The organism is Achromobacter pulmonis (genome assembly GCF_902859765.1).
In the GTDB taxonomy this organism is placed as follows: domain Bacteria; phylum Pseudomonadota; class Gammaproteobacteria; order Burkholderiales; family Burkholderiaceae_B; genus Achromobacter; species Achromobacter pulmonis.
This window is the reverse complement of sequence record NZ_CADIJV010000012.1, coordinates 1-25779: the sequence shown is the minus strand read 5'-3', so window position 1 is coordinate 25779 and position 25779 is coordinate 1. Positions and strand designations below refer to the sequence as shown.

22 protein-coding genes and 1 tRNA gene are annotated in these 25779 nt (G+C 68.3%); 14 read left to right on the top strand and 9 right to left on the bottom strand.

From position 1 onward, the window contains the following. Nucleotides 1–10: 10 nt before the first annotated feature. Nucleotides 11–448 (bottom strand): universal stress protein, encoded by a 438-nt coding sequence (locus tag HV701_RS12190; RefSeq protein WP_175133291.1) that lies wholly within the window; start codon nucleotides 446–448, stop codon nucleotides 11–13. A gap of 324 nt (nucleotides 449–772) precedes the next feature. Here HV701_RS12190 and HV701_RS12185 point away from each other — a divergent pair, with 324 nt between their 5' ends. From HV701_RS12185 to HV701_RS12175, 3 genes are read left to right on the top strand one after another with little or no spacing between them, the layout of a single operon-like run. Continuing rightward, nucleotides 773–1717: a YVTN family beta-propeller repeat protein gene (locus tag HV701_RS12185; protein WP_175133290.1), complete on the top strand. Its 945-nt coding sequence runs from the start codon at nucleotides 773–775 to the stop codon at nucleotides 1715–1717. Next, entirely contained in the window at nucleotides 1701–2492 is a 792-nt protein-coding gene (locus HV701_RS12180) for a polysaccharide deacetylase family protein (RefSeq protein ID WP_175133289.1), read from the top strand. Before HV701_RS12185 ends, HV701_RS12180 begins: the two co-directional genes overlap by 17 nt. Nucleotides 2493–2494: 2 nt before the next feature. Continuing rightward, nucleotides 2495–3514, top strand: a complete 1020-nt coding sequence (locus HV701_RS12175; protein ID WP_175133288.1) for a sterol desaturase family protein — start codon at nucleotides 2495–2497, stop codon at nucleotides 3512–3514. Nucleotides 3515–3684: 170 nt separating this feature from the next. Here HV701_RS12175 and HV701_RS12170 read toward each other — a convergent pair whose 3' ends face one another. Beyond that, nucleotides 3685–4185, bottom strand: a complete 501-nt coding sequence (locus HV701_RS12170; protein ID WP_175133287.1) for an acyl-CoA thioesterase — start codon at nucleotides 4183–4185, stop codon at nucleotides 3685–3687. A gap of 78 nt (nucleotides 4186–4263) precedes the next feature. Beyond that, nucleotides 4264–5772, bottom strand: coding sequence for a DUF1254 domain-containing protein (locus HV701_RS12165; RefSeq protein ID WP_175133286.1), 1509 nt, complete (start codon nucleotides 5770–5772; stop codon nucleotides 4264–4266). A gap of 273 nt (nucleotides 5773–6045) precedes the next feature. Between HV701_RS12165 and fdnG the strand changes: the two genes are divergently transcribed. The 7 genes from fdnG to HV701_RS12130 all read left to right on the top strand — a co-directional run bounded on the left by fdnG (nucleotide 6046) and on the right by HV701_RS12130 (nucleotide 15187). Then, nucleotides 6046–9114: a formate dehydrogenase-N subunit alpha gene (fdnG, locus tag HV701_RS12160; RefSeq protein ID WP_175133285.1), complete on the top strand. Its 3069-nt coding sequence runs from the start codon at nucleotides 6046–6048 to the stop codon at nucleotides 9112–9114. A gap of 10 nt (nucleotides 9115–9124) precedes the next feature. Further along, entirely contained in the window at nucleotides 9125–10024 is a 900-nt protein-coding gene (gene fdxH / locus HV701_RS12155; RefSeq protein WP_175133284.1) for a formate dehydrogenase subunit beta, read from the top strand. Further along, nucleotides 10017–10664 carry a formate dehydrogenase subunit gamma gene (locus tag HV701_RS12150; protein WP_175133283.1) on the top strand — a complete coding sequence of 216 codons (648 nt, stop codon included), beginning with the start codon at nucleotides 10017–10019 and terminating at the stop codon, nucleotides 10662–10664. Before fdxH ends, HV701_RS12150 begins: the two co-directional genes overlap by 8 nt. 130 nt (nucleotides 10665–10794) lie before the next feature. Next, entirely contained in the window at nucleotides 10795–11730 is a 936-nt protein-coding gene (gene fdhE / locus HV701_RS12145) for a formate dehydrogenase accessory protein FdhE (protein WP_175133282.1), read from the top strand. A gap of 2 nt (nucleotides 11731–11732) precedes the next feature. Next, on the top strand, nucleotides 11733–13145 hold the full coding sequence (selA, locus tag HV701_RS12140; RefSeq protein ID WP_175133281.1) for an L-seryl-tRNA(Sec) selenium transferase: 1413 nt from the start codon (nucleotides 11733–11735) through the stop codon (nucleotides 13143–13145). Further along, nucleotides 13142–15079, top strand: coding sequence for a selenocysteine-specific translation elongation factor (gene selB / locus HV701_RS12135; protein WP_175133280.1), 1938 nt, complete (start codon nucleotides 13142–13144; stop codon nucleotides 15077–15079). The genes selA and selB overlap by 4 nt, the downstream gene beginning before the upstream one ends. Before the next feature lie 12 nt (nucleotides 15080–15091). After that, nucleotides 15092–15187: transfer RNA gene (locus tag HV701_RS12130), tRNA-Sec, on the top strand. 43 nt (nucleotides 15188–15230) lie between these two features. Here the strand turns inward: HV701_RS12130 and HV701_RS12125 are convergent. Together HV701_RS12125 and HV701_RS12120 are read right to left on the bottom strand one after the other, a co-directional pair. Then, entirely contained in the window at nucleotides 15231–15782 is a 552-nt protein-coding gene (locus HV701_RS12125; protein ID WP_175133279.1) for a TlpA disulfide reductase family protein, read from the bottom strand. A gap of 15 nt (nucleotides 15783–15797) precedes the next feature. Then, a complete protein-coding gene (locus HV701_RS12120; protein ID WP_175133278.1) occupies nucleotides 15798–16895 on the bottom strand; it encodes a transglutaminase-like domain-containing protein in 1098 nt (365 codons plus the stop codon). A 142-nt stretch (nucleotides 16896–17037) separates the two neighbouring features. Here HV701_RS12120 and selD point away from each other — a divergent pair, with 142 nt between their 5' ends. Beyond that, nucleotides 17038–18099: a selenide, water dikinase SelD gene (gene selD, locus HV701_RS12115; RefSeq protein ID WP_175133277.1), complete on the top strand. Its 1062-nt coding sequence runs from the start codon at nucleotides 17038–17040 to the stop codon at nucleotides 18097–18099. 27 nt (nucleotides 18100–18126) lie between these two features. Here the strand turns inward: selD and HV701_RS12110 are convergent, their stop codons facing one another. Continuing rightward, a complete protein-coding gene (locus HV701_RS12110) occupies nucleotides 18127–20190 on the bottom strand; it encodes an LTA synthase family protein (RefSeq protein ID WP_175133276.1) in 2064 nt (687 codons plus the stop codon). Between the two features lie 244 nt (nucleotides 20191–20434). Further along, nucleotides 20435–21364, bottom strand: a complete 930-nt coding sequence (locus tag HV701_RS12105) for a LysR substrate-binding domain-containing protein (RefSeq protein WP_175133275.1) — start codon at nucleotides 21362–21364, stop codon at nucleotides 20435–20437. A 172-nt stretch (nucleotides 21365–21536) separates the two neighbouring features. On the opposite strand from HV701_RS12105, the gene HV701_RS12100 reads away from it, so the two are divergent. Continuing rightward, nucleotides 21537–21776, top strand: a complete 240-nt coding sequence (locus HV701_RS12100; RefSeq protein ID WP_175133274.1) for a DUF2917 domain-containing protein — start codon at nucleotides 21537–21539, stop codon at nucleotides 21774–21776. Then, a complete protein-coding gene (locus tag HV701_RS12095) occupies nucleotides 21773–22417 on the top strand; it encodes a 2-hydroxychromene-2-carboxylate isomerase (protein ID WP_175133273.1) in 645 nt (214 codons plus the stop codon). The genes HV701_RS12100 and HV701_RS12095 overlap by 4 nt, the downstream gene beginning before the upstream one ends. 282 nt (nucleotides 22418–22699) lie before the next feature. On the opposite strand, the gene HV701_RS12090 is transcribed toward HV701_RS12095, so the two are convergent. Beyond that, entirely contained in the window at nucleotides 22700–23077 is a 378-nt protein-coding gene (locus HV701_RS12090) for a DUF779 domain-containing protein (RefSeq protein WP_175133272.1), read from the bottom strand. Between the two features lie 25 nt (nucleotides 23078–23102). Next, nucleotides 23103–24632, bottom strand: a complete 1530-nt coding sequence (gene adh / locus HV701_RS12085; RefSeq protein WP_175133271.1) for an aldehyde dehydrogenase — start codon at nucleotides 24630–24632, stop codon at nucleotides 23103–23105. 227 nt (nucleotides 24633–24859) lie between these two features. Here adh and HV701_RS12080 point away from each other — a divergent pair. Then, nucleotides 24860–25779 (top strand): sigma-54-dependent Fis family transcriptional regulator (locus tag HV701_RS12080; RefSeq protein WP_175133270.1); only part of this gene is annotated, 920 nt, incomplete at its 3' end.

Genomic DNA, 25779 nt, shown 5'->3' with positions numbered 1-25779 from the left:
GGAACGCCCGCTAGCGGAACACCAACACCGGCAACTTGGTGCGCGCCAGCACGCGCTGGGTTTCGCTGCCCAGCAGGAAGCCGGTCATGCCGTGGCGGCCGTGCGACCCCATCACGATCAGGTCGCAGCCGCGCTGCTGCGCGGTGTCGACGATGGCTTCGTGCGGATGGTCGTTGATCACCACGGCGGTGTCGCACGGCACCAGCGCGTGGCGCGCCTCGGCTTCAAGGCCTTCGAGGTAGGCGGTGGCGTTTTTGCGGGCCTGGTCGGTGTGCTGGGCCTGGTGGGCGCCCAGCATTTCCGCCTGGTAGATGGTCAGGTGGTCTTCAGGGATGGCGCGCAGCAGGGTGACCGTCGCGTTCATTTCCTTGGCGAACGCGAGCGCTTTCTTGAAGGCCGATTCGGACAGCAGCGAGCCGTCCACGGCGATGAGCAGATGCCTGTACATGTTGCGTCTCCTTTGGGAAAAGGAACGTCCAGCAAGGGCAGGTCCAGTATAGGGCGGCGCCCTGGCGCGATCCAGTACGGCTTTCGGCCGAGTCGCGCGGCTGGCCAGCAATGTTTTTTTGCGATTGTTGCGATCGGATAAATCCCCGCCTGTTGCGGGGCGGCAACACGCTTTCGGGTTTGCCGACCCGGCGCCGACTTACGGTTTTTTGACAGGCGGCTATGCCAAAATGGCAGCCGCCGGGATCGGTGCCCGATCCCCTTTTGTCGGACCTGGAAATTGAATCCCTTGCATTTTGTCCGCTGCGCCATTTTCGGCGCAGGGATGGCGCTCAGCGCCGTCGCGGCGTCGGCCCCGATTTTTGTCCTGAATTCCCTGGATGCGAACGTCAGCATCGTCGATCCGGCCACCTACACCGAACTGCGGCGTGTTCCCACCGGCAAGGAACCGCACCACCTGTATCTCACGCCTGACCGGAAGTCGCTGATGGTGGCCAATGCCACCGGCGATTCGATCACGCTGATGGATCCCAAGACCGGCGAAGTGCAGCGCACCCTGACCGGCATTGTCGATCCCTACCAGCTGCAGTTCTCGCCGGACATGAAGTGGTTCGTCACGGCGGCCAACCGCCTGGACCACATCGACATCTACGCCTGGCAGCCGCTGGAAAAGGGCTTCGACCTGAAACTGGTCAAGCGCATCCCGGCCGGCAAGACGCCCAGCCACATCATGATCGACGCCAAGAGCACCACGGCGTACGTCACGTTGCAGGACAGCGATCAGCTCATCGCCATCGACCTGGCCACGCAGACGCCCAAGTGGACCGTTTCGGTGGGCAAGACGCCGGCCGACGTGTTCCTCACGCCCGACCAGAAGACGCTGCTGGTGGCGCTGACCGGCGATTCCTACGTCGAGGCCTATGACGTCAGCAAGGGCCCGGCCAAGCTGATTTCGCGCATCAAGACCGCCGCCGGCGCGCACGCCTTCCGCGCCCAGGGCGACCACCGCCACCTGTTTGTCAGCAACCGCACCGCCAACTCCATCAGCCGCATCGACATGCAGACGCTGGCGGTGGTCGATACCTTCCCGGTGCCGGGCGGTCCCGACTGCATGGACGTGCTGGCTGACGGCAAGACCCTGCTGGTCACCTCGCGCTGGGCCCGCAAGCTCTCCGTGGTGGACCTGGAGCAGAAGAAAGTCGTCAAGCAGGTCAATGTCGGCAAATCGCCGCACGGCGTCTGGACGCTGAACCATGCGCCGACCCGCTGAACGGCTGGCCGCCGCCGTCTGCCTGGCGCTGGCGGCGCAGGCCGCCACGGCGGCCCCGGCGTCCTGTGACAAGCCGGTCTACCTGACCTTCGACACCGGCCACATGGGCGTGGCGCCGCTGATCGCCGAGGTGCTGGCGCGCCATCACGTCAAGGTCACGTTCTTCCTGGCCAACGAGCGCACCCTGACCGACGGCAGCAGCCTGGACGACCACTGGGCGCCCTGGTGGAGGGCGCGCGCCGCCGAGGGCCACGTGTTTGGCTCGCACACCTACGACCACGTCTACTGGCAGGGCGACCTGCCGGATGGCAAGTTCCGCGTCAAACCCAGCGCCGGCCCCGACGCCGGCAAGCGCCAGACCTGGACGGCCGAGCAGTACTGCGCCGAGATCAAGCGTTCCGCCACCCGTTTCACGCAGATGACCGGCAAGCAGATGCTGCCGCTGTACCGCGCGCCGGGGGGCAAGACCTCGCCGGCCTTGCTGCGCGCGGCCAAGGCCTGCGGTTACGCGCACGTGGGCTGGGCGCCGGCCGGCTTCCTGGGCGACGAACTGCCCAGCGACAAATACCCCAACGCCAGGCTGCTGGAGCAGGCGCTGCGCACCATCAAGCCGGGTGACATCCTGCTGGCGCACCTGGGCATCTGGTCGCGCCAGGACCCCTGGGCCCCGGCCGTGCTGGAACCGCTGATTGAAGGCCTGCAGCGCAAGGGGTATTGTTTTGCCACCTTGGATACGCATCCCGCTTACCGCGACTGGATCGCCACGCATCACTGATCATGGATACGCTTAGTCAATGGTTCGGGAACTGCCAGCAATGGCTGTTCGAAACCCTGGTGCAGCCGGCGCTGTTCCACCTGGGCCTGAGCAATTTCATCGAGGACGGCTATGACGCCACCATGTGGCTGCTGGTCGGCCTGCTGCAGGTGGCCGTGCTGGTGTTGGTGTTCGGCCCGCTGCAGCGCCTGCGCCCGGTCGAGCCGGTCGTCGACCGGCGCCAGATCGGCATCGACGTGATCTATACCCTGATCCACCGCCTGGGCCTGTTCCGCCTGGCGCTGTTTTTCACCATCGACCCATTCTGGGACAGCATCTTCGGGCAACTGCACATCTGGGGTTTCGCGCCGTTCCAGCTCGACCAGTACTGGCCCGGCGTGACCGACCAGGCCTGGGTCAGCCTGATCATCTACCTGCTGCTGTTCGATCTGGTGGACTACCTGTACCACCGTGCCCAGCACCGTTTCGCCTGGCTCTGGGCGCTGCACGCGGTGCATCACAGCCAGCGCCAGATGACCATCTGGAGCGACGACCGCAACCACCTGCTGGACGACATGCTGCGCGACGTGGTGGTGGTGTTCGTGTCGCAGCTGGTGGGTGTGCCGCCGGCGCAGTTCGTGGCGATCGTGGCCATCACCCAGCTGGCGCAGAGCTTCTCGCACGCCAATCTGCGCATGCACTTTGGCGCCATCGGCGAGCGCCTGCTGGTCAGCCCGCGCTTTCACCGCCATCACCATTCCATCGCCTACGACGCCTCGACCCCGGGGCCGGCCGGCGGCTACAACTTCGCCGCGCTGTTCCCGGTCTGGGACGTGCTGTTCCGCTCGGCGCGCTTCGGCGTCGGCTACGGCCCCACCGGCATCCATGATCAGCAGCCGGAACTGGGCGGCCGCGACTACGGCCGGGGCTTCTGGGCGCAGCAGTGGCTGGGTCTCAAGCGCATGGTGGGCCGCGACCGCGAGCCGGCCGTGACGGCGTCGCCGTCGCCGTCGCGCCCGCCGGGCGCGGCCGAGGGGGCCTGACGCGCCGCGCGGCATCGTCGCCAAGAGAAACCGGGCCTTCAAGGCCCGGTTTTTTCATGTTGGCTATTCTTGCGACCCGAACGCTGGCCGTCGCAAGAATAGCCGCCCCTCGCCGGGCCGCCCCAAGGGCGGGCAGCCCTCTCGGGGGCAGCTAGCGCGCGGCGTGGCGCTCAACCCCCTTCATGAGTGGTCTCGCGCTTGATCTCGTCGTGGCGCCGTTCCATTTCCTGGCGCAGTTCGCGGCGCAGGCGGGCGGCCTCGAAGCGCTGCTTTTCCTCGAGGTTGCGCGGCGCCAGCGGCGGCACCGCGGTGGGCGCGCCCTGGTCGTCCACCGCCACCATCGTGAAGTAACAGCTATTGGTGTGGCGCACCAGCTTCTTGCGGATGTCCTCGGTCACCACCTTGATGCCGATTTCCATCGAGGTGCGGCCGGTGTAGTTCACCGCCGCCAGGAAAGTCACCAGCTCGCCGACGTGGATCGGTTCGCGGAACACGACCTGGTCGACCGACAGGGTCACGACGTACTGGCCCGCATAGCGGCTGGCACAGGCATAGGCGACCTGGTCGAGGTACTTGAGGATGGTTCCGCCGTGCACATTGCCCGAGAAATTCGCCATATCGGGCGTCATCAGGATGGTCATCGACAGTTGGTGGCTAAAGGCTTCGTCCATGGCGGGCGTTCTACTCGGCGACAAAAACGCCTATGGTAGTGGCGAAACCTTGTCATGACGCCGTCGGCGGCGCGTCTGTCAGGGTTTCTTCGCGGGGGCGGCGGGCGTGGATGCGCCCACGGCGGGCGGGACTGCGGGTGCCGGCGCGGCCTGCGGCTCGGGTTCCGGCTCGGGCTCGGGTTCGTCGCGCACGGCGGGCGGCGGCGCCCACAGGCCGTCCAGCAAGGCCGGCCCGGGCGCATAGACGCGCAGCAGCACGTATACCGGCCCGCTGGCGGCCAGCGGCAGCCAGTTGGACTGGGCCCCGGGCTCGGGGGCGCCGTGGCTGAGCAGCAGGTCGAGCGAGCCATCGGCGTTGTATTGCAGCGGATCGCGCACGCCCAGCGCGTAGCGCCCGATCGGGTTGGCCATCGGCTGGCCCTGCGCGTCATAGGCGGCCAGCGACCACAGCGCGCCTGCCGGCGGCAACTGGCCGCTGTCGAAATGCAGCGTGTAGCGGTGGGCGCCGTCCAGCGGCCGGCCCTGGCTGTCGGCCGCCAGCAGCAGCGCCGACAGGTCTTCGGCCAGCCCGGCGCCGGGCTGGGCCTGGGCCGACAACGCGCGCCGCAGGTATGCGTTGCCGTAGACGCCGACGCTGGCCGTCTCCCGCTGCCAGCCGTTGACACTGGTCAGGCTGACGCCGGCGGCGGCCTGCATGCGTTCGCGCGCGTCGCGCAGGCCGCGCCGCAGGCCCTGCTTGACGGGGTGGTCGAGCTTGTAAAAGTCGAACGGCCGCCCGGGGATCAGCCCGACCCGGCGCAACTGGGCCAGCACCGGCTGGTCGGTGGCGTGCGCGGGGTTGCGGCGCAGCAATTCGGCGGCGTAGGTGAAGAAGGCGTCGGTCGGCATCGACTCGACCTGTTCGCGTACCGGCGTTGTCAGGTCCAGTGACGGGTCGGCCTTGATCCGCTGCGATTGCGGCGGCAGATTCCACTGCGCCAGCGGCGTCAGGGTGAAGCCATCCTGCAGCGCGTGCACCGCCGGATAGTCGGCCGGGCCGCCGGTCTGGATCAGCGAGCGGGCCCAGACGTAGGCGGTGGGCGCGTCGATGCGCGGCATGCCCGAGGGCAGGGTGCCGGTCCAGCCTGGCGGTACGATCGCGGTGTTGCCGCGGGTGGTGCCGGTGCTGCGCTTGCCGAAGGTGGCGAAGGCCTCATTCCACAGGTCCAGCAGCGTCAGCGTATACAGGCGGCCCTGGCTGTCGGGCACCGACAGCACCACCGGGCCGGCGCTCAGGTCGAGCCAGGCGGTACTGCGCAGCATGTCGGGATTGGCCCAGGGCGTGGCCGCGCCGGGACGCGGCAGGGCGCGCGCGTGCAGGAAGGCATTGGCCGGCGCGCCTTCGGCGCCCTGCGACGGATGCGTGAACTGGCGCCGTGTCAGGTCCAGGGTGAGCAACGGGTAGAAATACAGATAGCCTGCCATCGCCGCCTCGCGGGCGGACTCGGTGGCCGCCGCCGCCGGGGTCAGCGGCGGCGCGGCGGCGGCCGGGGCCAGGCTCGGCGCGGCCAGTGACAGGGACAGGAGCAAGGGGGCGAAACAGCGCATCGGCGCTCCAACAGGCAGGCGGGACGGGCGGAAAAGCGGGTCGGAACCCGACGCCGGCAATGGTAGCAGTCGCGCGATGATCCAAAATCCGCGAAGAACCCTGATTCTGGCGGCTTATCGGTTCGCAGCGACTGATTTCGTCGCGGCGGGATCTCCAGGCATGGCGCCCGCTCCGCGCTGAGCCTATACTTGATTTCATATCCTTGGGATCCGTAGGGGCTTTGCCCGGACCGGCCCTCGGCTTCCCCCATTTCACCCGGAGAGGAGTGCTTCATGGTCAACATGAACCGCCGCCAGTTCTTCAAGGTGACCGGTACTACGCTGGCCGGCTCGAGCCTGGCCTTGCTGGGGGCAGCCCCCGGCACGGCCATGGCCGAGGTGCGCCAGTACAAGCTTGCGCGCATGACGGAAACGCGCAACACCTGTCCCTACTGTTCGGTCGCCTGTGGTCTGCTGATGTACGGCCTGGGCGACGGCGCCAAGAACGCCCGCGCCAGCATCATGCACATCGAGGGCGACCCCGACCACCCCGTCAACCGCGGCACGCTCTGTCCCAAGGGCGCGGCCCTGATCGACTTCATCCACAGCCCCAACCGCCTGATGTACCCGGAGTACCGGGCACCCGGTTCGGACAAGTGGGTGCGGATGTCGTGGGACGAGGCCCTGACCCGCATCACCAAGCTCATGAAGGCCGACCGTGACGCCAACTTCGTCGAAAAGACCGAAGACGGCAAAACGGTCAACCGGTGGCTGACCACCGGCATGCTGGCCGCCTCGGCAAGCAGCAACGAGGTGGGCTACATCACGCACAAGACCGTGCGCAGCATGGGGATGCTGGCGTTCGACAACCAAGCCCGTGTCTGACATGGCCCGACGGTGGCAGGTCTTGCCCCGACGTTTGGCCGTGGAGCGATGACGAACCATTGGGTCGACATCAAGAACGCGGACGTAGTACTGATCATGGGTGGCAATGCCGCCGAGGCCCACCCGTGCGGGTTCAAATGGGTCACGGAAGCGAAAGCCCACAACAAGGCGAAGCTGATCGTCGTGGATCCGCGCTTTACGCGCTCGGCATCCGTGGCGGACTTCTACGCGCCCATCCGTACCGGCACCGACATCATCTTCCTGGGTGGCGTCATCAAGTACCTGTTGGATCACGACAAGATCCAGCACGAGTACGTGCGCAACTACACCGACTTCTCGTTCATCGTGCGCGAGGACTTCGCCTTCGACGCGGGGCTGTATTCGGGCTACAACGCCGAGAAGCGCAGCTACGACAAGGCCAGCTGGGACTACGAGCGCGGCGATGACGGCTATGTCAAGACCGACCCGACGCTGCAGCATCCGCGCACGGTCTACCAGCTGCTGAAGAAGCACTACTCGCGCTATACCGAGGAAATGGTCGAGCGGGTCTGCGGCACGCCGCGGGACAAGTTCCTGAAGGTATGCGAGATGCTGGCGTCCACCGCCACTCCCGATCGCGCCACCAGCGTCATGTACGCGCTGGGTTGGACGCAGCATTCCATCGGCTCGCAGATCATCCGCACCGGCGCCATGGTGCAGCTGCTGCTGGGCAATATCGGCGTGGCCGGCGGCGGCATGAACGCGCTGCGCGGGCACTCGAACATCCAGGGCCTGACAGACCTGGGCCTGATGTCGAATCTGCTGCCCGGCTACCTGACCCTGCCCAACGAGCCCGAGCAGGACTACGGTCAGTACATCGCCGCGCGCGCGCTCAAGCCGCTCAGGCCCAACCAGCTCAGCTACTGGCAGAACTACGGCAAGTTCCACGTCAGCCTGATGAAGGCGTGGTGGGGCAAGGCCGCGACCGCCGAGAACAACTGGGCGTTCGACTACCTGCCCAAGCTCGACAAGCTCTACGACATGCTGCAGGTCTACGAGCTGATGCACCAGGGCAAGATGAACGGCTATCTGGCGCAGGGCTTCAACCCGCTGGCGGCCGCGCCCAACAAGGCCAAGCTGAACCAGGGTTTCGCCAAGTTGAAGTATCTGGTGATCATGGACCCGCTGGCCACCGAGACCTCGGAGTTCTGGCGCAACGCCGGCGAGGCCAACGACGTCGATCCCAAGCAGATCCAGACCGAGGTGTTCCGCCTGCCCACCACCTGCTTCGCCGAGGAAGATGGCGCGCTGGTGAACTCCGGGCGCTGGTTGCAATGGCACTGGAAGGGCGCCGAGCCGCCGGGCGAGGCCAAGAGCGATATCGAGATCATGTCGCAGATCTTCACGCGCCTGCGCAAGATGTACCAGGAAGAAGGCGGCAAGTATCCCGACCCCATCGTCAACCTGTCGTGGCCGTATTCCAACCCGCAAAGCCCGACCCCGGAGGAACTGGCCAAGGAATATTCCGGCAAGGCCCTGGTCGACCTGGCCGATCCCAAGGACCCCGCCAGGATCACGCGCAAGGGCGGCGAGCAATTGGCCGGTTTCGCCGAGCTGCGCGACGACGGTTCCACCGCCAGCGGCTGCTGGATCTTCGCCGGCGCCTGGGGGCCGGGCGGCAACCTGATGGCGCGCCGCGACAACAGCGATCCGACCGGCATCGGCCAGACCCTGAACTGGGCCTGGGCCTGGCCGGCCAACCGCCGCATCCTGTACAACCGGGCGTCCTGTGACGTCTCGGGCAAGCCGTTCGACCCGCGCCGCAGCCTGATTTCCTGGAACGGCAAGGCCTGGGTCGGCGCCGACATTCCCGATTTCAAGGGCGACGAGAACCCTGACGGCGGCATGGGGCCGTTCATCATGAACCCCGAGGGCGTGGCGCGCTTCTTCGCGCGCGCCGGCATGGCCGAAGGGCCATTCCCGGAACACTACGAGCCGTTCGAGACGCCGCTGGGCTACAACCCGCTGTATCCGCAGGCCAAGGGCGTCACCAACAACCCGGCGGCGCGCGTGTTCAAGGACGACCTGGCGGCGATGGGCACGGTGGACAAGTTCCCGTACGTGGCCACCACCTACCGCCTGACCGAGCACTTCCATTACTGGACCAAGAACGTCCGCATCAACGCGATCCTGCAACCCGAGCAGTTCGTCGAGATCAGCGAAGTCATGGCCAAGGAATTGGGAATCGCCAACGGCTCGCGCGTCAAGGTGTCGTCCAACCGCGGCTACATCAAGGCGGTGGCGCTGGTCACCAAGCGCCTGCGGCCGCTGACCATCGAGGGCAAGACCGTCTACCACGTCGGCATTCCGATCCACTGGGGCTTTGTCGGTATCGCGAAGCCCGGCTTCCTGGCCAACACCCTGACGCCATTCGTGGGCGACGGCAATTCCCAGACACCGGAATTCAAGTCGTTCCTGGTGCAGGTCGAGAAGATCTAGGAGAGCGCACATGTCTATGCAATCCCTCGACATTAAACGGCGCTCGGCCACCACCACGCCGCCTCCCGGCATTCGCGAACCCATCACCGGGTCCGTGGCCAAGCTGATCGACGTCTCCAAGTGCATCGGCTGCAAGGCCTGCCAGAGCGCCTGCATGGAGTGGAACGACCTGCGCGACGAGATCGGCACCAACGTCGGCGTCTACGACAACCCGGCCGACCTGACCGAGCATTCCTGGACCGTGATGCGCTTCTCGGAATACGAGAACACGCAAGGCGACCTGGAGTGGCTGATCCGCAAGGACGGCTGCATGCACTGCGAGGACCCGGGCTGCCTGAAGGCCTGCCCTTCCCCGGGCGCCATCATCCAGTACAACAACGGCATCGTCGATTTCCACGAAGAGAACTGCATCGGTTGCGGCTACTGCATCACCGGCTGCCCGTTCAACGTGCCGCGCATCAGCAAGAAGGACCACAAGGCGTACAAGTGCACCCTGTGTTCCGACCGCGTGGCCGTCGGCCAGGAGCCGGCCTGCGTCAAGGCCTGTCCCACCGGCGCCATCGTGTTCGGCACCAAGGACGACATGAAGCAACACGCCGCCGAGCGCATCGAGGACCTGAAGTCGCGCGGCTTCGAGCAGGCCGGCCTGTATGACCCGCAGGGCGTGGGCGGCACCCATGTGATGTACGTGCTGCATCACGCCGACCAGCCCGGGCTGTACCACGGACTGCCGCAGGACCCGCAGATCAGCCCGATGGTGGCGCTGTGGAAGGGCATCGCCAAGCCGCTGGGGGTGGCCGCCATGGCCCTGACGGCGCTGGCCGGTTTCTTCCACTACGCCCGCGTCGGCCGCAACGAGGTCGACGAGGAAGACGAACGCCGTGCCGAAGAGGAGATCCGCCATGACTGACGATCGCCATCACCGCCGGATCAAGCGCTATTCGCCCGGCGAGCGCACCAACCACTGGATCATCGCCCTCACGTTCATCCTGCTGGCGTTGTCCGGGCTGGCGCTGTTCCACCCGTCGATGTTCTGGCTCGCCAACCTGTTCGGCGGCGGTCCCTGGACCCGCATCCTGCACCCGTTCATCGGGCTGGTGATGTTCTTCTGCTTCGTGGTGTTCGCCGGCCACATGTGGCGCCACAACCTGATGACCAAGGCCGACCGCCAGTGGCTGAGCCAGCTCAATGACGTGGTCGAGAACCGCGAGGACAAGCTGCCCGAGGTCGGCAAGTACAACGCCGGCCAGAAGCTGCTGTTCTACGTGCTGATCCTGTGCATGCTGGGGCTGTTCGCCAGCGGCATCGTGATCTGGCGCGATTACTTCGCCTTCTATTTCCCGATCTGGGTCGTGCGCGCGGCCTCGGTGCTGCATGCCGTTTGTGCATTGGTGCTGATTTGCGCGATCATTGTGCATATTTATGCGGCGATCTGGGTCAAGGGCTCGCTCACGGCGATGCTGCGCGGCTACGTGACCGCGGGCTGGGCGTGGAAACACCACCGCGCCTGGTTCCGCGAGCAAATCGGCAAGCAGTCCACCACGAAGTAAGCGGGCGCCGCCTGGCTGGCGTCCGCGTCCCTGGCGTGGCGGGCCGGCCGGGTTGGCACTTCCCGATCCCACCGCACGGCTGTCGCCCCTTTGTGGGGCGGCAGCCGTGTTCGTTTATCTGGAGACGCAATTGCAGCGAATTCTTCCGCGTGGCGAAATCGAAGCGCTAGACCACAACACCATTCCCCGCGTCCAGCTGCCCGCGCGCGAGTCGGTTTTCGCGACGCGCGCCGCGCGCCTGCGGCAGTTGGCTGTCGACAGTCCGGTGGCCGATTACCTGCTGCTGATGGCGCGGCTGGTGGACGCGCAACAGCGGGCGCTGCGCGACTGCGCCGCGCCGCCGGCATCGGAAGATCGCATTGCGCTGGCGCAGGCCCATGGCATGCCGCCGTTGCAGGCGGTGGGTTGGCCGCGCACCGCGCTGTGGCGCGATATCCTGCGCCGGCTGGTCGACGACGTGGCCGGCGGCCAGGACGTGCCGGCCGAGGCGCTGGAGGTTTGCGCGGCGTTGCGCCGCGCGCTGGATGAAGACACCGAATCGCTGGAGGACCTGGCCGAGGCGCTGCTGTCGGAGCAGCATCGCGGCGTCGATGGCGCCGCCGCGCCCTTCGTCATGGCCGCGCTGCAGGTCTATTGGACCGACCTGGCCAGCCGTTTCGACGAAAAGCAATTGCCGGTTGCCTCGCCCTTCGGCGTTTGCCCGGTCTGCGCCAGCTTGCCGGTGGCCAGCGTGGTGCGCGTGGGAGGACAATTCGAAGGCTACCGCTACCTGTGTTGCAGCCTGTGCGCAACGCAATGGCACATGGTGCGCGTCAAATGCTCGCATTGCGAGGACGTCGAATCGGTCGCCTACCAGGCCATCGAGGGGCGCACGCCGGCCATCAAGGCCGAGACCTGCGACCATTGCCACACCTATCGCAAGATCTTCTACCAGGACAAGGACTTGAACGTCGAGCCGGTGGCCGACGATCTCGCCAGCCTGATGCTGGACGTGCTGGTGGGCGAAGCCGGCTATTCGCGCGCCAGCGGCAATCCGTTGCTATGGCACGGCGCCGAGGAGGAGTGAGCATGACCGGGTTCGCCGCCGCCGCCGAGATTCCCGCGCTCGACCGGTTGCTGAACGCACCGGCCGTGGCCGCGGCGCTGGATGTGCATGGCCGCACCCAGGTGGTGGCGGCCTTGCGCCGTCACCTGGATGCGTTGCGGCAACGCGCCGTGGCGGGCGAATTGCCGCGCGCGGAACTGGCCGAAAGCTGCGTGGCGGCAGCCGTCGATGCCGCGTTGGCGCGTGCCAGTGCGCCGCGCCTGCGCGCCGTCTACAACCTGACCGGCACCGTGTTGCACACCAACCTCGGGCGCGCCCTGCTGCCTGACGAGGCGGTGGCCTCGGTGCTGCGCGCGCTGACCACGCCGGCCAATCTGGAATTCGACCTGGACACGGGCGGCCGTGGCGACCGCGACGACCTGATCGACGAGCTGCTGTGCGAACTGACCGGCGCCGAGGCCGCCACCGTGGTCAACAACAACGCGGCCGCCGTGCTGCTGATGCTGAACGCGCTGGCCGACCGCCGCGAGGCGGTGGTGTCGCGCGGCGAGCTGGTCGAGATTGGCGGCGCTTTCCGCATCCCGGACATCATGAAGCGCGCCGGCGCCAGGTTGGTCGAGGTCGGCACCACCAACCGCACCCATGCCGCCGACTACGAGAACGCCATTGGCCCGCGCACCGCGATGCTGATGAAAGTGCATTGCAGCAACTACGCCGTCACCGGCTTCACCAAGAGCGTCAGCGTGGCCGAGGTGGCGGCGCTGGCGCATGCGCGCGGCCTGCCCGCCACGGTGGACCTGGGCAGCGGCACGCTGGTGGACCTGACCCAGTTCGGCCTGCCGCGCGAGGACACCGTGCGCGAGACCATCGCCGCCGGCGCCGACCTGGTGACCTTCAGCGGCGACAAGCTGCTGGGCGGCCCGCAGGCCGGCCTGCTGGTGGGACGCGCCGACCTGATCCGCAAGATCAAGAAGAACCCGCTCAAGCGCGCCCTGCGCGTGGGCAAGCTGACGCTGGCCGCGCTCGAGCCGGTGCTGCAGCTGTACCGCGCGCCCGAATTCCTGGCGCAGCGCCTGACCACGCTGCGCCTGTTGACCCGGCCGCAGCGCGAGATCCAGCCGCAGGCCGAGCGCCTGCGCGGCGCGCTGGCGCACGCGGCGGGCGCGGATTACGAGGTCGAGGCGGTGCCGATGTTCAGCCAGATCGGCAGCGGCGCGCTGCCGGTGGACCAACTGCCCAGCTACGGGCTGGCGGTGCGCTATCGCGGCAAGGGGCGCCCCGGGCGTCACCTGGACCGCCTGGAGACGCGCTTGCGCAACCTGCCTGTGCCGGTGATCGGCCGCATCGCCGACGATGCCCTGTGGCTCGACCTGCGCTGCCTGGAAGCGCGCGACGAGGACGCCTTCGCGGCGCAATTGGCGGAGCCGCTGGCATGATCGTCGGCACCGCCGGCCATATCGATCATGGCAAGACCACGCTGGTGCGGGCGCTGACGGGCGTCGATACCGATCGCCTGAAGGAAGAGAAGGCGCGCGGCATTTCCATCGAGCTGGGCTACGCCTACACGCCGCTGCCCAACGGCGACGTGCTGGGTTTCATCGACGTGCCAGGCCATGAGAAGCTGGTGCACACTATGGCTGCGGGCGCCAGCGGCATCGACTTTGGCCTGCTGGTGGTGGCCGCCGACGACGGCGTCATGCCGCAGACGCGCGAACATCTGGCGATCCTGGCGTTGCTGGGCGTGGCGCGTGGCGCGGTGGCGTTGACCAAGGCCGACCGCGCCGACACGGACCGGCTGGCGGCGGTGCGGGCCGATATCGCGGCGCTGGCGGCCGGCACGTTCCTGCATGACGCGCCGGTGTTCGAGGTGTGCGCGGCCCGCGCCGGTGACGCGGGCGTGGCGCGGCTCAAGCAGCATCTGGACGAGGCCGCGCAGGCGCTTGGCGCGCGCGACGGCGCGGGCCTGTTCCGGCTGGCGGTGGACAGGGTCTTTACGCTGGCCGGCCATGGCACGGTGGTGACCGGCACCGTCCATGGCGGGCGCGCCCGCGTCGGCGACGAAGACGCCGATCTGCGCCTGATGCCGGCCGGGACGCGGGTGCGAGTGCGCGGCATCCACGCGCAGAACCAGCCCAGCGAGACCGGCGCGGCCGGGCAGCGTTGCGCGCTCAACCTGGCGGGCATCGACAAGGATGCGATCACGCGCGGCGACTGGATCGCGGACGCGCGCTGCTTCCAGCCGTCGCGCCATGTCGACGTGACGCTGGCGTTGCTGTCTTCGGCCGATGCGCCCTTGCGCCCCTGGACGCCGCTGCATGTGCATCTGGGCGCGGCGCGGCACATGGCGCACGTGGTGCCGCTGTCGGCCGATGCGCTGGCGCCGGGGCAATCGGGCTGGGTGCAGCTGGTTTTCGATGCGCCGGTGTGCGCGATGCCGGGCGACCGCTACATCGTGCGCAACGCGCAGGCCACGCGCACCGTGGGCGGCGGCCGGGTGCTCGATCCGAATGCGCCGGACCGCAAGCGCCGCGCGCCGGCGCGGCTGCAATGGCTGCAAGGCGTGGCGGACATGCTGCAAGGGGGCGGGTTGCAGCCGCTGCTGGCGCAGGCCGCGCTGGGCCTGGACGAAACGGCGCTGCAACGCCTGACCGGCAAGCCGGTGCGTGAACTGCCGGCGCCGGATGGCGCGGTCTGGATCGAGCCGCGCACGCCGCAGGGCACGCGCACGCTGATCCTGGCCACGCACTGGGAAGCGCTGCGGGCGCGGGTGGAGCAGGCGCTGGCGACATTCCACCAGGGGGCGCCGGACGAGCCGGGGCCGGACGGCTCACGCCTGCGCCGCATGGCTTTGCCGGCGGCGCCCGAGGCGCTGTGGCAGGGGCTGTTGGACGATCTGCGGCAGCAGGGCCGGGTGCTGCGCAATGGGCCGTGGCTGCATCTGCCGGGCCACACCGCGGCGCTGGCCGAGGCCGAGGCGCAACTGGCGCAACGCCTGCTGCCGCTGCTGGCGGCCGGGGCCTACGATCCGCCGTGGGTGCGCGACCTGGCGCGCGCGTTGGGCGAGCCGGAGGAGCGGGTGCGGCAAGTGCTGCGCAAACTGCTGCGGCGCGCGGACGTGGCGCAGGTGGTGAAGGATCTGTTCTATCACCGCGAACGGGTGACGCAACTGGCGGCGCTGGCGGTCGAGCTTGCCGCGAAGCCGGATGGGTTGAACGCGGCGGCCTTCCGCGATGCCACCGGCCTGGGGCGCAAACGCGCGATCCAGATCCTGGAGTTCTTCGACCGGACGGGGCTGACGCGGCGGGTGCGGGACACGCATGTGCTGCGGGCCGATAGCGCCTACTTGGCTGACGGACAGGCGCTATCATAGGCAGGTCTTTCCGGAAGGCATCCGTGTCCGGTGGCACGGCCGGGCTTCAAACCCGGTTGGGGGCGTCAGACGCTCCCAGGTAGGTTCGACTCCTGCTGCCTTCCGCCAATCTTTCTCGCGGGCGGTCCCCGGTTCTGCCATCGCGCTGGCGTCAGCGCGGCGCCGCGCGCAACATCCTGGTGACGACGCGGTTGATGTTCTCGGCCTGCCAGTCAAGGGCGCCGAGATGCCAGTGGCGGATGCTGCCGCTGCGGTCGACCAGATAGTTGGCGGGCAGGCCTGCGGCGTTCCATTTCCTTGAGGTCGTGCTGTTGCGGTCGTGCAGGACGGTGCCGGCGATGGGCCATTTGGCCAGAAAGGTGGTGATTTTTCCCAGGGCTTCGCCAACGTTGACGGCGACCAGGCGCAGGCCTTCTTCGCGGTGGCGTTTGGCCATGGCGGACATGAGGGGGATTTCGTCGCGGCAGGGATCGCACCAGGTGGCCCAGAAGCTGACGATGACGACATTGCCGCGCCAGGCGGCAAGTTTCTGTTCGCGCCCCGAGAGGTCTGGCAGGACCAGAGGCGGGGTGGGCAGGGTCCAGGGCGCCCAGTCGGGGCCGGTGGCAGCCTTCAGGGCGCTGTCGCTGGCGGCGGCGCGGGCCCAGGCGGGCAGCGCCGCCAGCGACAGGGCGGATTGCAGGAGCAGGCGGCGGCTGGCCATGGCGACGCCGCCGGGTCACGTGGCTAGCTGGCGCGCGCTCAGGGTGTAGCGGAAGCTGTCGGGGTCGAGGCTGTCGAGGCGGCCGTCGGCGGTTTCGCCGTTGGGGTACATCAGGAACGGGATGGGACCGTGGGCGGTGCCGGGCAGGGCGACGTCGTGGCCGTGGTTGTAGGCCACCCAGTTCATTTCCCAGGCGCCGAACAGCATGACGCGGGCGGCACGCACGCGCGCGTCGGTGGCGGGCAGGTCGCCGGGCGGTTCTTCCAGCATGACCTTGCGCACGTCGGCCGGGTCGACCGGGATCCAGCCGTAGCCGTCGGCGTAGAACTCGGCGCGGCAATGCTGCGCCTTTGTCACGTCGCCGGCTTTGCCTAGGCTCTTGAAGCCAAGCTGCGAGTTGGCCACGCGCAGCCCGTAGGCATCGCGGGCAGGGATGCCGGCCGCGCGCGCCAGGGCGACGAACAGCGCGTTGATGTCGGCGCATTTGCCGTTCAGGTCGTTGGCGGTGAGCATGTAGCGCACGTCGCCGGTGCCGCAGCCCGGGGTGGCGGCGGTGCGGCAGGTGTTGGCGACCACCCAGTCATAGAGGGCGCGAGCGCGCGCCAGGGCGCCCTGGTGGCCTGCGGTGATGCGGTCGGCGGTGCTTTTGACGATGCCGTCGGTCGGCAGCAAAGCGGTGGGCCTGAGGAATTCACGCAGGGTGGCGGCGCTTTCGCGCGGCGCGCCCGGGGACGGTCGGGTCAGGTCGACGCGCCGGTTGCGGGTCTGGAATCGGCTGGTGACTTTGACCTCGCGCGGCGCCTGGGCGTCGGGCCATTGCACCGCCAGCATCCGCACATCGTAGCCGGGCGCCTGCACCAACTGCGCCTCGCCGCCACCGCTGACCAGCCAGGCGCTCTGCACGCCGCGCTGGTAGTCGGTGTCGGTGGCATAGGGCACGGGAATCCAGATGCGGGCCTGGGCGCCGGGGTCCTGGAGGCGGACCAGGGTGGTCAATTCGAAGGTACGCCAACCGGCGTCCACAGGCGCCTGCGCGGCGCGCGCGGCCAGGGGCAAGGCCGCTTGGGTGGCGCACAGGGCGCCCGAGAAACGGAGAAAGTGTCGGCGGTCCATGAAGCCCTCACGCGTGGTGAATGTTGGCTGTCGGTGCGCCCGGTGGCGGGCGGCCGTCCGTTGCTGCCTGCTGCTTGGCTCATCATAGGGCTATTTGGGGGCGCGGTGCTATCCTTTTCCCATCCCCTACGGAGAGACCGACATGACCCAGGATGCAGCGTCCGCGGCGGTGCCGCGCTTGACTTCGTTATCGCATGGCGGCGGCTGCGGCTGCAAGATCGCGCCCGGCGTGCTGTCGCAGCTGCTGGCGCGCTGTGGGCCGGCTACCGCCTACCCCGGCCTGCTGGTGGGTACCGAAACCGCCGATGATGCTGCCGTCTACCGCCTCAACGACGAGCAGGCGCTGATCGCGACCACCGACTTCTTCATGCCGATCGTCGACGATCCCTACGATTTCGGCCGCATCGCCGCCACCAACGCGCTGTCGGACGTGTACGCCATGGGCGGCACGCCGATCATGGCGCTGGCGATTGTCGGCATGCCGATCAACGTGCTGCCGCACGCGGTCATCGCCGATATCCTGCGCGGCGGCGAGTCGGTCTGCCGGGATGCCGGCATCCCGGTCGCGGGCGGCCACAGCATCGATTCGGTCGAGCCGATCTACGGCCTGGCGGCGATGGGGCTGGTGCATCCGGACCGCATCAAGCGCAATGCGGACGCGCGCGCCGGCGATGTGCTGGTGCTGGGCAAGGGATTGGGGGTAGGCATCCTGTCGGCGGCCTTGAAGAAGAACCGGCTGGATGCGGACGGCTACCGCGTGATGATCGACACCACCACGCGCCTGAACCGCCCCGGCGCGGCGTTGGCGGCGATGGATGGCGTGCACGCCATCACCGACGTCACCGGTTTCGGCCTGCTGGGCCATGCGCTGGAGATGGCGCGCGGCGCGGGGCTGACGGCGACCTTGCGGCGCGAGGCGCTACCGTGGTTGCCGGGCGTGCGCGCCTTGGCCGCCGATGGCGTGATCACGGGCGCATCGGGCCGCAACTGGGCCTCGTACGGCGCCTCGATCCGGCTGGGCGCGGATGTCACCGATACCGAGCGCGCCCTGCTGACCGATCCGCAGACCTCCGGAGGGCTGTTGGTGGCCTGCACGCCCGAAGCGGCGCCGGCGGTGCTGGACCTGTTCCGCCAGCAGGGCTTCGCCGATGCCGCCGTCGTCGGCGAGATGTGCGCGGGCGAGGCGCTGGTGCGCGTCGACTAGCCCGCCTGCGTTGCCGCCCCGGCCGTCTCAGGGCCGGTCAGGCCGCAATGACGCCTGGTGCTGCACCTGATAATTGATCTGCCATTGCAGCAAAGGGGCATAGGCGTCGAGCCGGGCCTGTTCGGCCGCCTGGGCCGGCGTTGCCGCTTGCTCGGCGGCCAGTGCCAGGCCCGTCTGCGCGGCCCATGGCAGGATGCGGCCCTGCCGGTCGCTGCGGTAGGCGCCATCGCGCGTGATCAGCAGGCGCGGGTTGTTGAAGCCGAAGCACCATTGCGGATCGGGCCGCGCGGCCAGCAGGTCGCAGCCGCTGCGGAAGTATGGCGTGTCCGGCAGGCTCAGGTGATACAGCGTCGGCAGGATGTCCTTGTGGCTGCCCGGCCGCGAGGGATCGTAGGTCGACTGCCCGCGATAGGCGGCCGGCACGTACAGATAGAAGGGCACCGCGTGCGCCAGCGCGGCATCGGTCTCCCGGGCATAGTCGACGCCCAGGATGTTGTGGTCGCCAGTGACGGCGACGATGGTGCGGGCGCCCTGGGGCGAGCTTTTCAAGCCGGTCAGGAAGCGGCCCAATTGGTCATTGGCATAGCGCAAGGTGTCGAACGCATCCTCCAGGCCCGACCAGTGGGCGTAGTAGGGCAGCCGCTCGATATCGCGCAGGTCCAGGCCGCCGCGCTGGCCGCCCTCGGGCACCAGGAAAGGCGGATGGTGGGTCGTGGACAGGGCGACGATGAACAGCCGTTCGCCATCGCGGTCGGCCCGCGCCAGCCGCTCGGCGATATAGCGGAACATGTATTCGTCCGGCACGCCCCAGGCGCCCGGCCGGGCCTCGGGATAGCGCTGTTTCAGGGTCAGTTGGTCGGCGAATTCGTGCGCGCCCAGATGGCTGGCAAAGCGCCCCAGGTTGCGCCAGGTGGCCGCGCCCGAGGTGACGAACACCACCCGGTAGCCGCGCGCCAGGAAGGGCGTGAAGGCATTGCTTGCGAAGTCGGCGTGGGCCGCCGACGATTGGCTGATGGCCGGCACCGGGCTGCGCACCAGCAGGCGGCTGAGTGAATCGATGGTGCCGTTGCCTTCGGACAGGAAGCGGTCGAAGCGCCAGTCCTGCCGCCAATGCGGCCGCAGTGCGCCGAGCAGGTCGCGGCCGGGCAGGTCGTACATGGCCATGTGATGCCCCATGCTCTCCATCACCTGCAGCACGACATGGGGAGGCTGGTCGCGGGCCTGCGGATTGGCGCCGGTGCTGGCCATGAAGGGCTGCAGGCCATGGCCGGGGCGGCCCAGGAAGCGCTGGTACAGTTGCGCGCCCTCATCGTCGCTGACCGGCGTGAAGCGTTTGTCGTTGCCGCGCTCGGACAATGCCCAGAAGAACGCCGAAATGCCATTGGGCGCAATATCGTTGAGCAGGCGCAGCGACGAGATGCCGGCGTCGTCCTTGTTGAGCGGGAAGGTGCCGAGCGAGCCGCGGCAGGCCAGCACGGTGAGGCCGAGGATCAGCGCCAGCCGCGCCGCGCTGTGCGCCAGGCCGCGCCGTGCCAGTCGCGCGCGCAGGACCCCGGCGCCCCAGCGGCGCGCCAGCCAGTAGGTGGCGCCCAGCACCGCCGCCAGCAACGCCAGGGTCCGCAACACCGGATAGCCGTGCCACAGCGTCACCAGGATGGCGTGGGTGTCGTCGTCCATCAGGCCGAACACGAAGATGTCGATCGAGCGCGAAAAGGTGGCGAAGTAGTACACGCTGACCACCGTGCTGGCGGCGAACAGGGTTGCCAGCACGGCGCCCAGGCCCGGCAGGCAGCGCAGCCACCGGGCCTGCATCGCCGGGCGGGCCGCCAGCACCAGCGCCGCCAGCAGCGGCGCCGCGAACGCGATCGCCGCGACCTTGATGTCGAACAGCAGGCCGACCAGCAGCGTGCGGTTGATGTCCTGCGTCAGCGCCGCGTAGGCGCCGGGAGGCGCATACGCGGCCAGCAGGTAGGCGCGGCCGGCGCCCTGCGCGAGTACCGACACCAGCCACGGCGCCAGCAGGATCAGAAAGGAACGTTGGAAATTGAGAAACCAGGTTTGCCAGGCGTCGGCGGAACGGAAGAGCTTCATCTGCGCCATGAAGAGAAAAGGCGGGGAAGCCGCCGGAAAACGGCGGCAACGGACCCGCGCCCGACAGGGGGGCGCGGGGGGCATTCGCAGGGGGAGTTCGGATCGATGCGGGCTATGCAGGCCGCAATCTACCGCAGGGGAGGCGCGAATCTATGAAGGTTTGTATAGAACTTGTAGCGTGCCGCCCAGGGAGAGGCCGGGTCTGTCAGTCCGACAATGTTGGCGCGCGGGCGGATATCGGTATTTATCGGTCCGATTCCGGTGTCAGCAGCGGCGCCGTGGCCGTGGCTTGCTGCACCAGCCAGCGCGTCACGATCTCGGCATCGGGCGTGCTGCGGCGGGCGTTGCGCACCAGCCAGTAGGCGTGTTCGGTGGCGTCTGCCGGTTGGCCCCCCACCGTGACCAGGCGGCGGTCCGCCAGCATCGGCGCGATCAACGCCAGCCGTCCCAGCGCGATGCCGTGGCCGGCCAGCGCCGCGTGCACGATCTGGTCGTACTGGTTGAAGCGCAGCATGCCTTTGGGCCGCACCCGGCCCAGGCCGCGCGCATTGAGCCATTCCGACCATTGCAGCCAGGGCCGGGTGGGATCGTCGAATTCGAGCAGTACGTGGCGCTGCAATTCGCGCGCGTCCAGGGCGCGCGCCTGGAGCGAGGGGTGGGCCACCGGCACCACGGATTCGCCGAACAGCCAGATAGCGCCGTCCGGCACCGTGTCGCGCAGGCTGTAGCGGATGGCGATGTCGACGCTTTCGCGGTCGATGTCGATGACCCGGTTGTCGGCTGCCACGCGCACGTCGATATTCGGATAGGCCGCCTGGAAGTCCCCCAGCCGCGGCAGCAGCCAGAGCGACGCCACGCCGATGGTGGTGGTGACCGTGACCGGCGTGCGGCGTTCCGGCGCGCGCAGTTGTTCGGTCAGATCGCCCAGCTGGCTCAGCCAGGTGTCGGCCATCCGGAACAGTTGCGCGCCCTCGGAGGTGAACGAGACGCTGCGAAAGCCCCGCACCAGCAGCGGCACGCCCAGATGGGCCTCCAGCGCCCGGATCTGCCGGCTGACCGCCGACTGTGTCACGTGCAGGTCCTGAGCCGCCAACGTGATGCTCATGCGGCGGCCGACGGCGACGAAGCCGCGCACCAGGTCAAGCGGAGGGAGTTTGGCCAAGGGGTATGACATTCGTAAAACTCATGCGTATGCGGCGGAAATGTCGCTTGAGCAATATAACGCCTGCGGCGTCCAATATGACTCAGACGACGGGTGAAGCGGTGGCAAGCCGATGACGCCCGCCATGATGGCCGCCATCGCGGCGGGGGGTTGCGCCATGATCCGAATATGTTGCACTGCGGGAATGTCATTCCGTTTGGCCCAGGGTTCGACTATGCTGCTCAGGCGCGCCTCGGGGGTTCGCATCGTCTGTCATGCCGGCACGGTCTGGATGTCCGAGTATCGGTGCCGCGATGACAGCGTGCTGCAAGCCGGCGAGTCCATCATCGTGGCCAGCAATCGCGACGTCGTCCTCAGCGGCCTGCCGCAAGCGCAGGTCGCCCTGATATCCCGGGTTTCCCCGTCGTTGGAGCTTTTGTCATGAATGCGCCCCTGCCTGCCATGCCCCGCCTCGAGATGTGGTTCGATTTCGCCAGCCCATACAGCTACCTGGCGATCGAGCGCATCGAGGCCTTGGCGAGGCAGGCTGACGTGCGGGTCGACCTGCGGCCGTTCCTGCTGGGGCCGATCTTCCAGGCCCAGGGTTGGCACGACACGCCTTTCCGGCTGTTTCCTGGCAAGGGCGCCTACATGATGCGCGACATCGCCCGCCTGGCCGAAAAATACGGCGTGCCTTACCACCGTCCGAGTTTGTTTCCGCGCATGAGCGTGCTGCCCGCCCGCATCGCGCGGCTGGGTCAGGACGAACCGTGGTGCCGCGATTTCTGCCTGGCCGTGTTCCGCGCCAATTTCCAGCATGACCAGGACATCCAGGCCGAGGACGTGGTGCATACGCTGTTGACCGGCCTGTCGCTCGATGCCGATGCATTGATCGCGCGTGGCAAGTCCGAGGCCGCCAAAGAGGCGTTGCGCCGCCAGGTGGACCAGGCGCGCAACCTGGGCCTGTTCGGCGCGCCCACCTTCTTTGTCGATGGCGAGATGTTCTGGGGCAATGACCGCCTCGAAGACGCGCTTGAATGGACCCGCCGCGCGGCCGTCGGCGTCCGGGCCGCGGCCAACGGCTGAAACCGTCCGAGCCATTGCCGTGCCGCCATCGCCTGGCGGCGGCATCGCCGCTTTACGGACGTTTGTTCCTTTTTTCCTCGACGTTTTATCCGCAATGAAAAACAGCAGCAGTCCGCTTCGCGGCGCACCCATGCCGGGTGGCCGTTCGTTCACGCAATTCCGCGCCGCGCGCATCCGTCGCGTTTCGTTCCAGTGGCAGCAGCAGTCCGGCGGCGCAGAGCCGGCCGCCAAGGGCGGCGGGCCGCAGCGCCCCTGACGCGCCGCGCCCGCCCTGGGGGGGCCTCAGCCGTGCGTGACCGGCGCCACGTTGGCCCACTCCTCGTCCGAGTACAGCCGGGAACGCAGCAGAAAGCGCTGGCCTTCGGCGCTATCGAGCGAAAAGGCGCCGCCGCGTCCGGGCACCGCGTCGATGATCAACTGGGTGTGCTCCCAGTAGGCGAACTGGTCTTCGCCCATGTAGAACGGGCAACCCTCCAGATCGCCCAGCAGCACGTCCGAAGCGCCCACCATGAACTCGCCCTGCGCATAGCACATGGGCGAGCTGCCGTCGCAGCAGCCGCCGGACTGGTGGAACATCAGCGGCCCGTGCCTGGCTCGCAGGGTCTCGATCAAGGCACGGGCCGCGTCGGTGGCGACCACGCGGGGAGTGGGTCCTGGCATGATGGGCTCCTCGCTGCCCCGGGGGTCAGAAGAACCCCAGCTTCTTGGGCGAATAGCTCACCAGCAGGTTCTTGGTCTGCTGGTAGTGGTTGAGCATCATCTTGTGGTTCTCGCGGCCGATGCCCGATTGCTTGTAGCCGCCGAAGGCCGCATGCGCGGGATAGGCGTGATAGCAATTGGTCCATACGCGCCCGGCCTTGATGGCGCGGCCCATGCGATAGCACGTGTTGGCATCGCGCGACCAGACGCCCGCGCCCAGGCCGTAGAGCGTGTCGTTGGCCAGCGCCAGCGCGTCATCGGCGTCCTTGAACGTGGTCACCGCCACCACGGGCCCGAAGATCTCTTCCTGGAACACGCGCATCTTGTTGTGGCCCTTGAAGACGGTGGGCTGCACGTAGTAGCCGCCTTCGAGCGCGCCCGGCAGCTGCGCGCGCGCGCCGCCGGCCAGCACCGCCGCGCCTTCCTGCTTGCCGATGTCCAGGTACGACAGGATCTTCTCCAATTGCTCGGTCGACGCCTGCGCGCCCAGCATGGTGTCGCCATCGAGCGGGTTACCCTGCTTGATCTCGGCCACGCGCTTGAGCGCGCGCTCCATGAACTTGTCGTAGAGCGATTCCTGGATCAGCGCGCGGCTGGGGCAGGTGCAGACCTCGCCCTGGTTGAGCGCGAACATGACGAAGCCTTCGATGGCCTTGTCCAGGAAGTCATCGTCCTGCGCGGCCACGTCGGCAAAGAAGATGTTGGGCGACTTGCCGCCCAGCTCCAGCGTCACCGGGATGATGTTCTGCGACGCATACTGCATGATCAGGCGGCCGGTGGTGGTTTCGCCGGTGAAGGCGATCTTGGCGATGCGCTTGCTGGAGGCCAGCGGCTTGCCCGCTTCCAGGCCGAAGCCGGTGACCACGTTGACCACGCCCGGCGGCAGCAGGTCGCCCACCAGTTCCATCAGCAGCAGGATGCCCAGCGGCGTCTGCTCGGCCGGCTTGAGCACCACGCAGTTGCCCGCGGCCAGCGCCGGCGCCAGCTTCCAGGCGGCCATCAGGATGGGAAAGTTCCACGGGATGATCTGGCCGACCACGCCCAGCGGCTCGTTAAAGTGATAGGCCACGGTGTCGTGGTCGATCTCGGACAGCCCGCCTTCCTGGCTGCGGATGCACGAGGCGAAATAGCGGAAGTGGTCGATCGCCAGCGGGATGTCGGCGGCGCGGGCCTCCCGGATCGGCTTGCCGTTGTCCCAGGTCTCGGCGGTGGCCAGGCGTTCGAGGTTGGCTTCCATCACGTCGGCGATGCGCATCAGGATCTGCGCGCGTTCGGCCGCCGGGGTCGCACCCCATTTGGGCGCGGCGCGATGCGCGGCGTCCAGCGCCAGTTCGATGTCGCGTTCTTTCGAGCGGGCGTTGCGGGTCAGCACCTGGCCGGTGACGGGCGTGACGTTGTCGAAGTATTCGCCGTCGGCGGGCGCCTGCCATTTGCCGTCGATGAAGTTGTCGTACTGCGTCCTGAGGTCCAGGCGCATGCCATAGGATTCGGGGGTGACGCGGGTTGCGATGTCCATGCTTGTCTCCGTATAGATCGGTGTAACGGCAGTCGGGTGCCTGCTTCGTATCAAGCAAACCGCGTGCCATGTCGGGGGACGCGGCTGGACAAGCGCGCGTGCCGCGTGCGAAAGTACATTTCCACGCGCCGGCAAGGGCGTGGGCGGTCTGGCGCCGCCCCAGGGTGTCGCGTTTCGCGACACCGTCGCGGAACAGGTGTCGCAGAACACCGTCCAAGGAGACATGCATGGCCACTCAATCCCGTTGGCAATCGCTGACGCACGCGCGCCAGCTGTTCAACCAGCAGGGCGTGGTGCCCGGCGGGCTGGTCGCCGAGCCCATCCTGCGTTCCTGGCGGCGCTGCGCCGACCTGGGTATCGACATGCGCGGCGCCCGCCGCGCCGAACCCATGACCGCCGCCGAATTGCGCGAGGCGCGCCAGCGCAACGAAGCCCTGCGGCGCATGTCGGAACCGGCCATGGCGCTGTTGCGCCGCGAGGGCGGCAGCGATGGGCTGGTGATCCTGTCAGATGCGCAGGGGCTGGTGCTGGACAGCGACGGCGACATCGATTTCGCGCAACGCGCCTCGCGCGTGGCCCTGATGCCCGGCGCCCCATGGGACGAAGCGGCGGCCGGCACCAATGCCATCGGCACCGCGCTGGCGGAAGGCCGCTCTATCATCGTCGACGGCGCCGAACACTACTTCGAGCCGAACCGCATCCTGACCTGCGCGGCGGTGCCGATCACCGACAGCGAAGGCCGCATGCTGGGGGTACTGGACCTGTCCAGCCCGGCGCGCGAGGTGCGCCCCGATGTGCTGGCGCGGGTGCGCGCGGCCGTTGACCTGATCGAACACCAGTTGTTCGATACGGCGCATGAACCCTGCGCGGTGCTGCATCTGCACGTCGACCGTTCCGGCCTGGGCACGCCCGGCGAGGGGTTGCTGGCCTTCCAGGGGGACCTGCTGGTCGGGGCCAACCGCCGCGCCATGCAGGCCCTCGGCCTGGCGGCCACGGCGCTGGGCGTCTATCGCTATGCGGACCTGTTCGACGGCGACCTGGAGCAGGCGCCCGACGCGGCTGGGCGCGTGCATGCGCGCGGCGGCGCCATCTATCACGCGCGCTTGCGCCGGCCCCGCGCCCGCCCGCCGGTGGCGCCGCCGCGCCT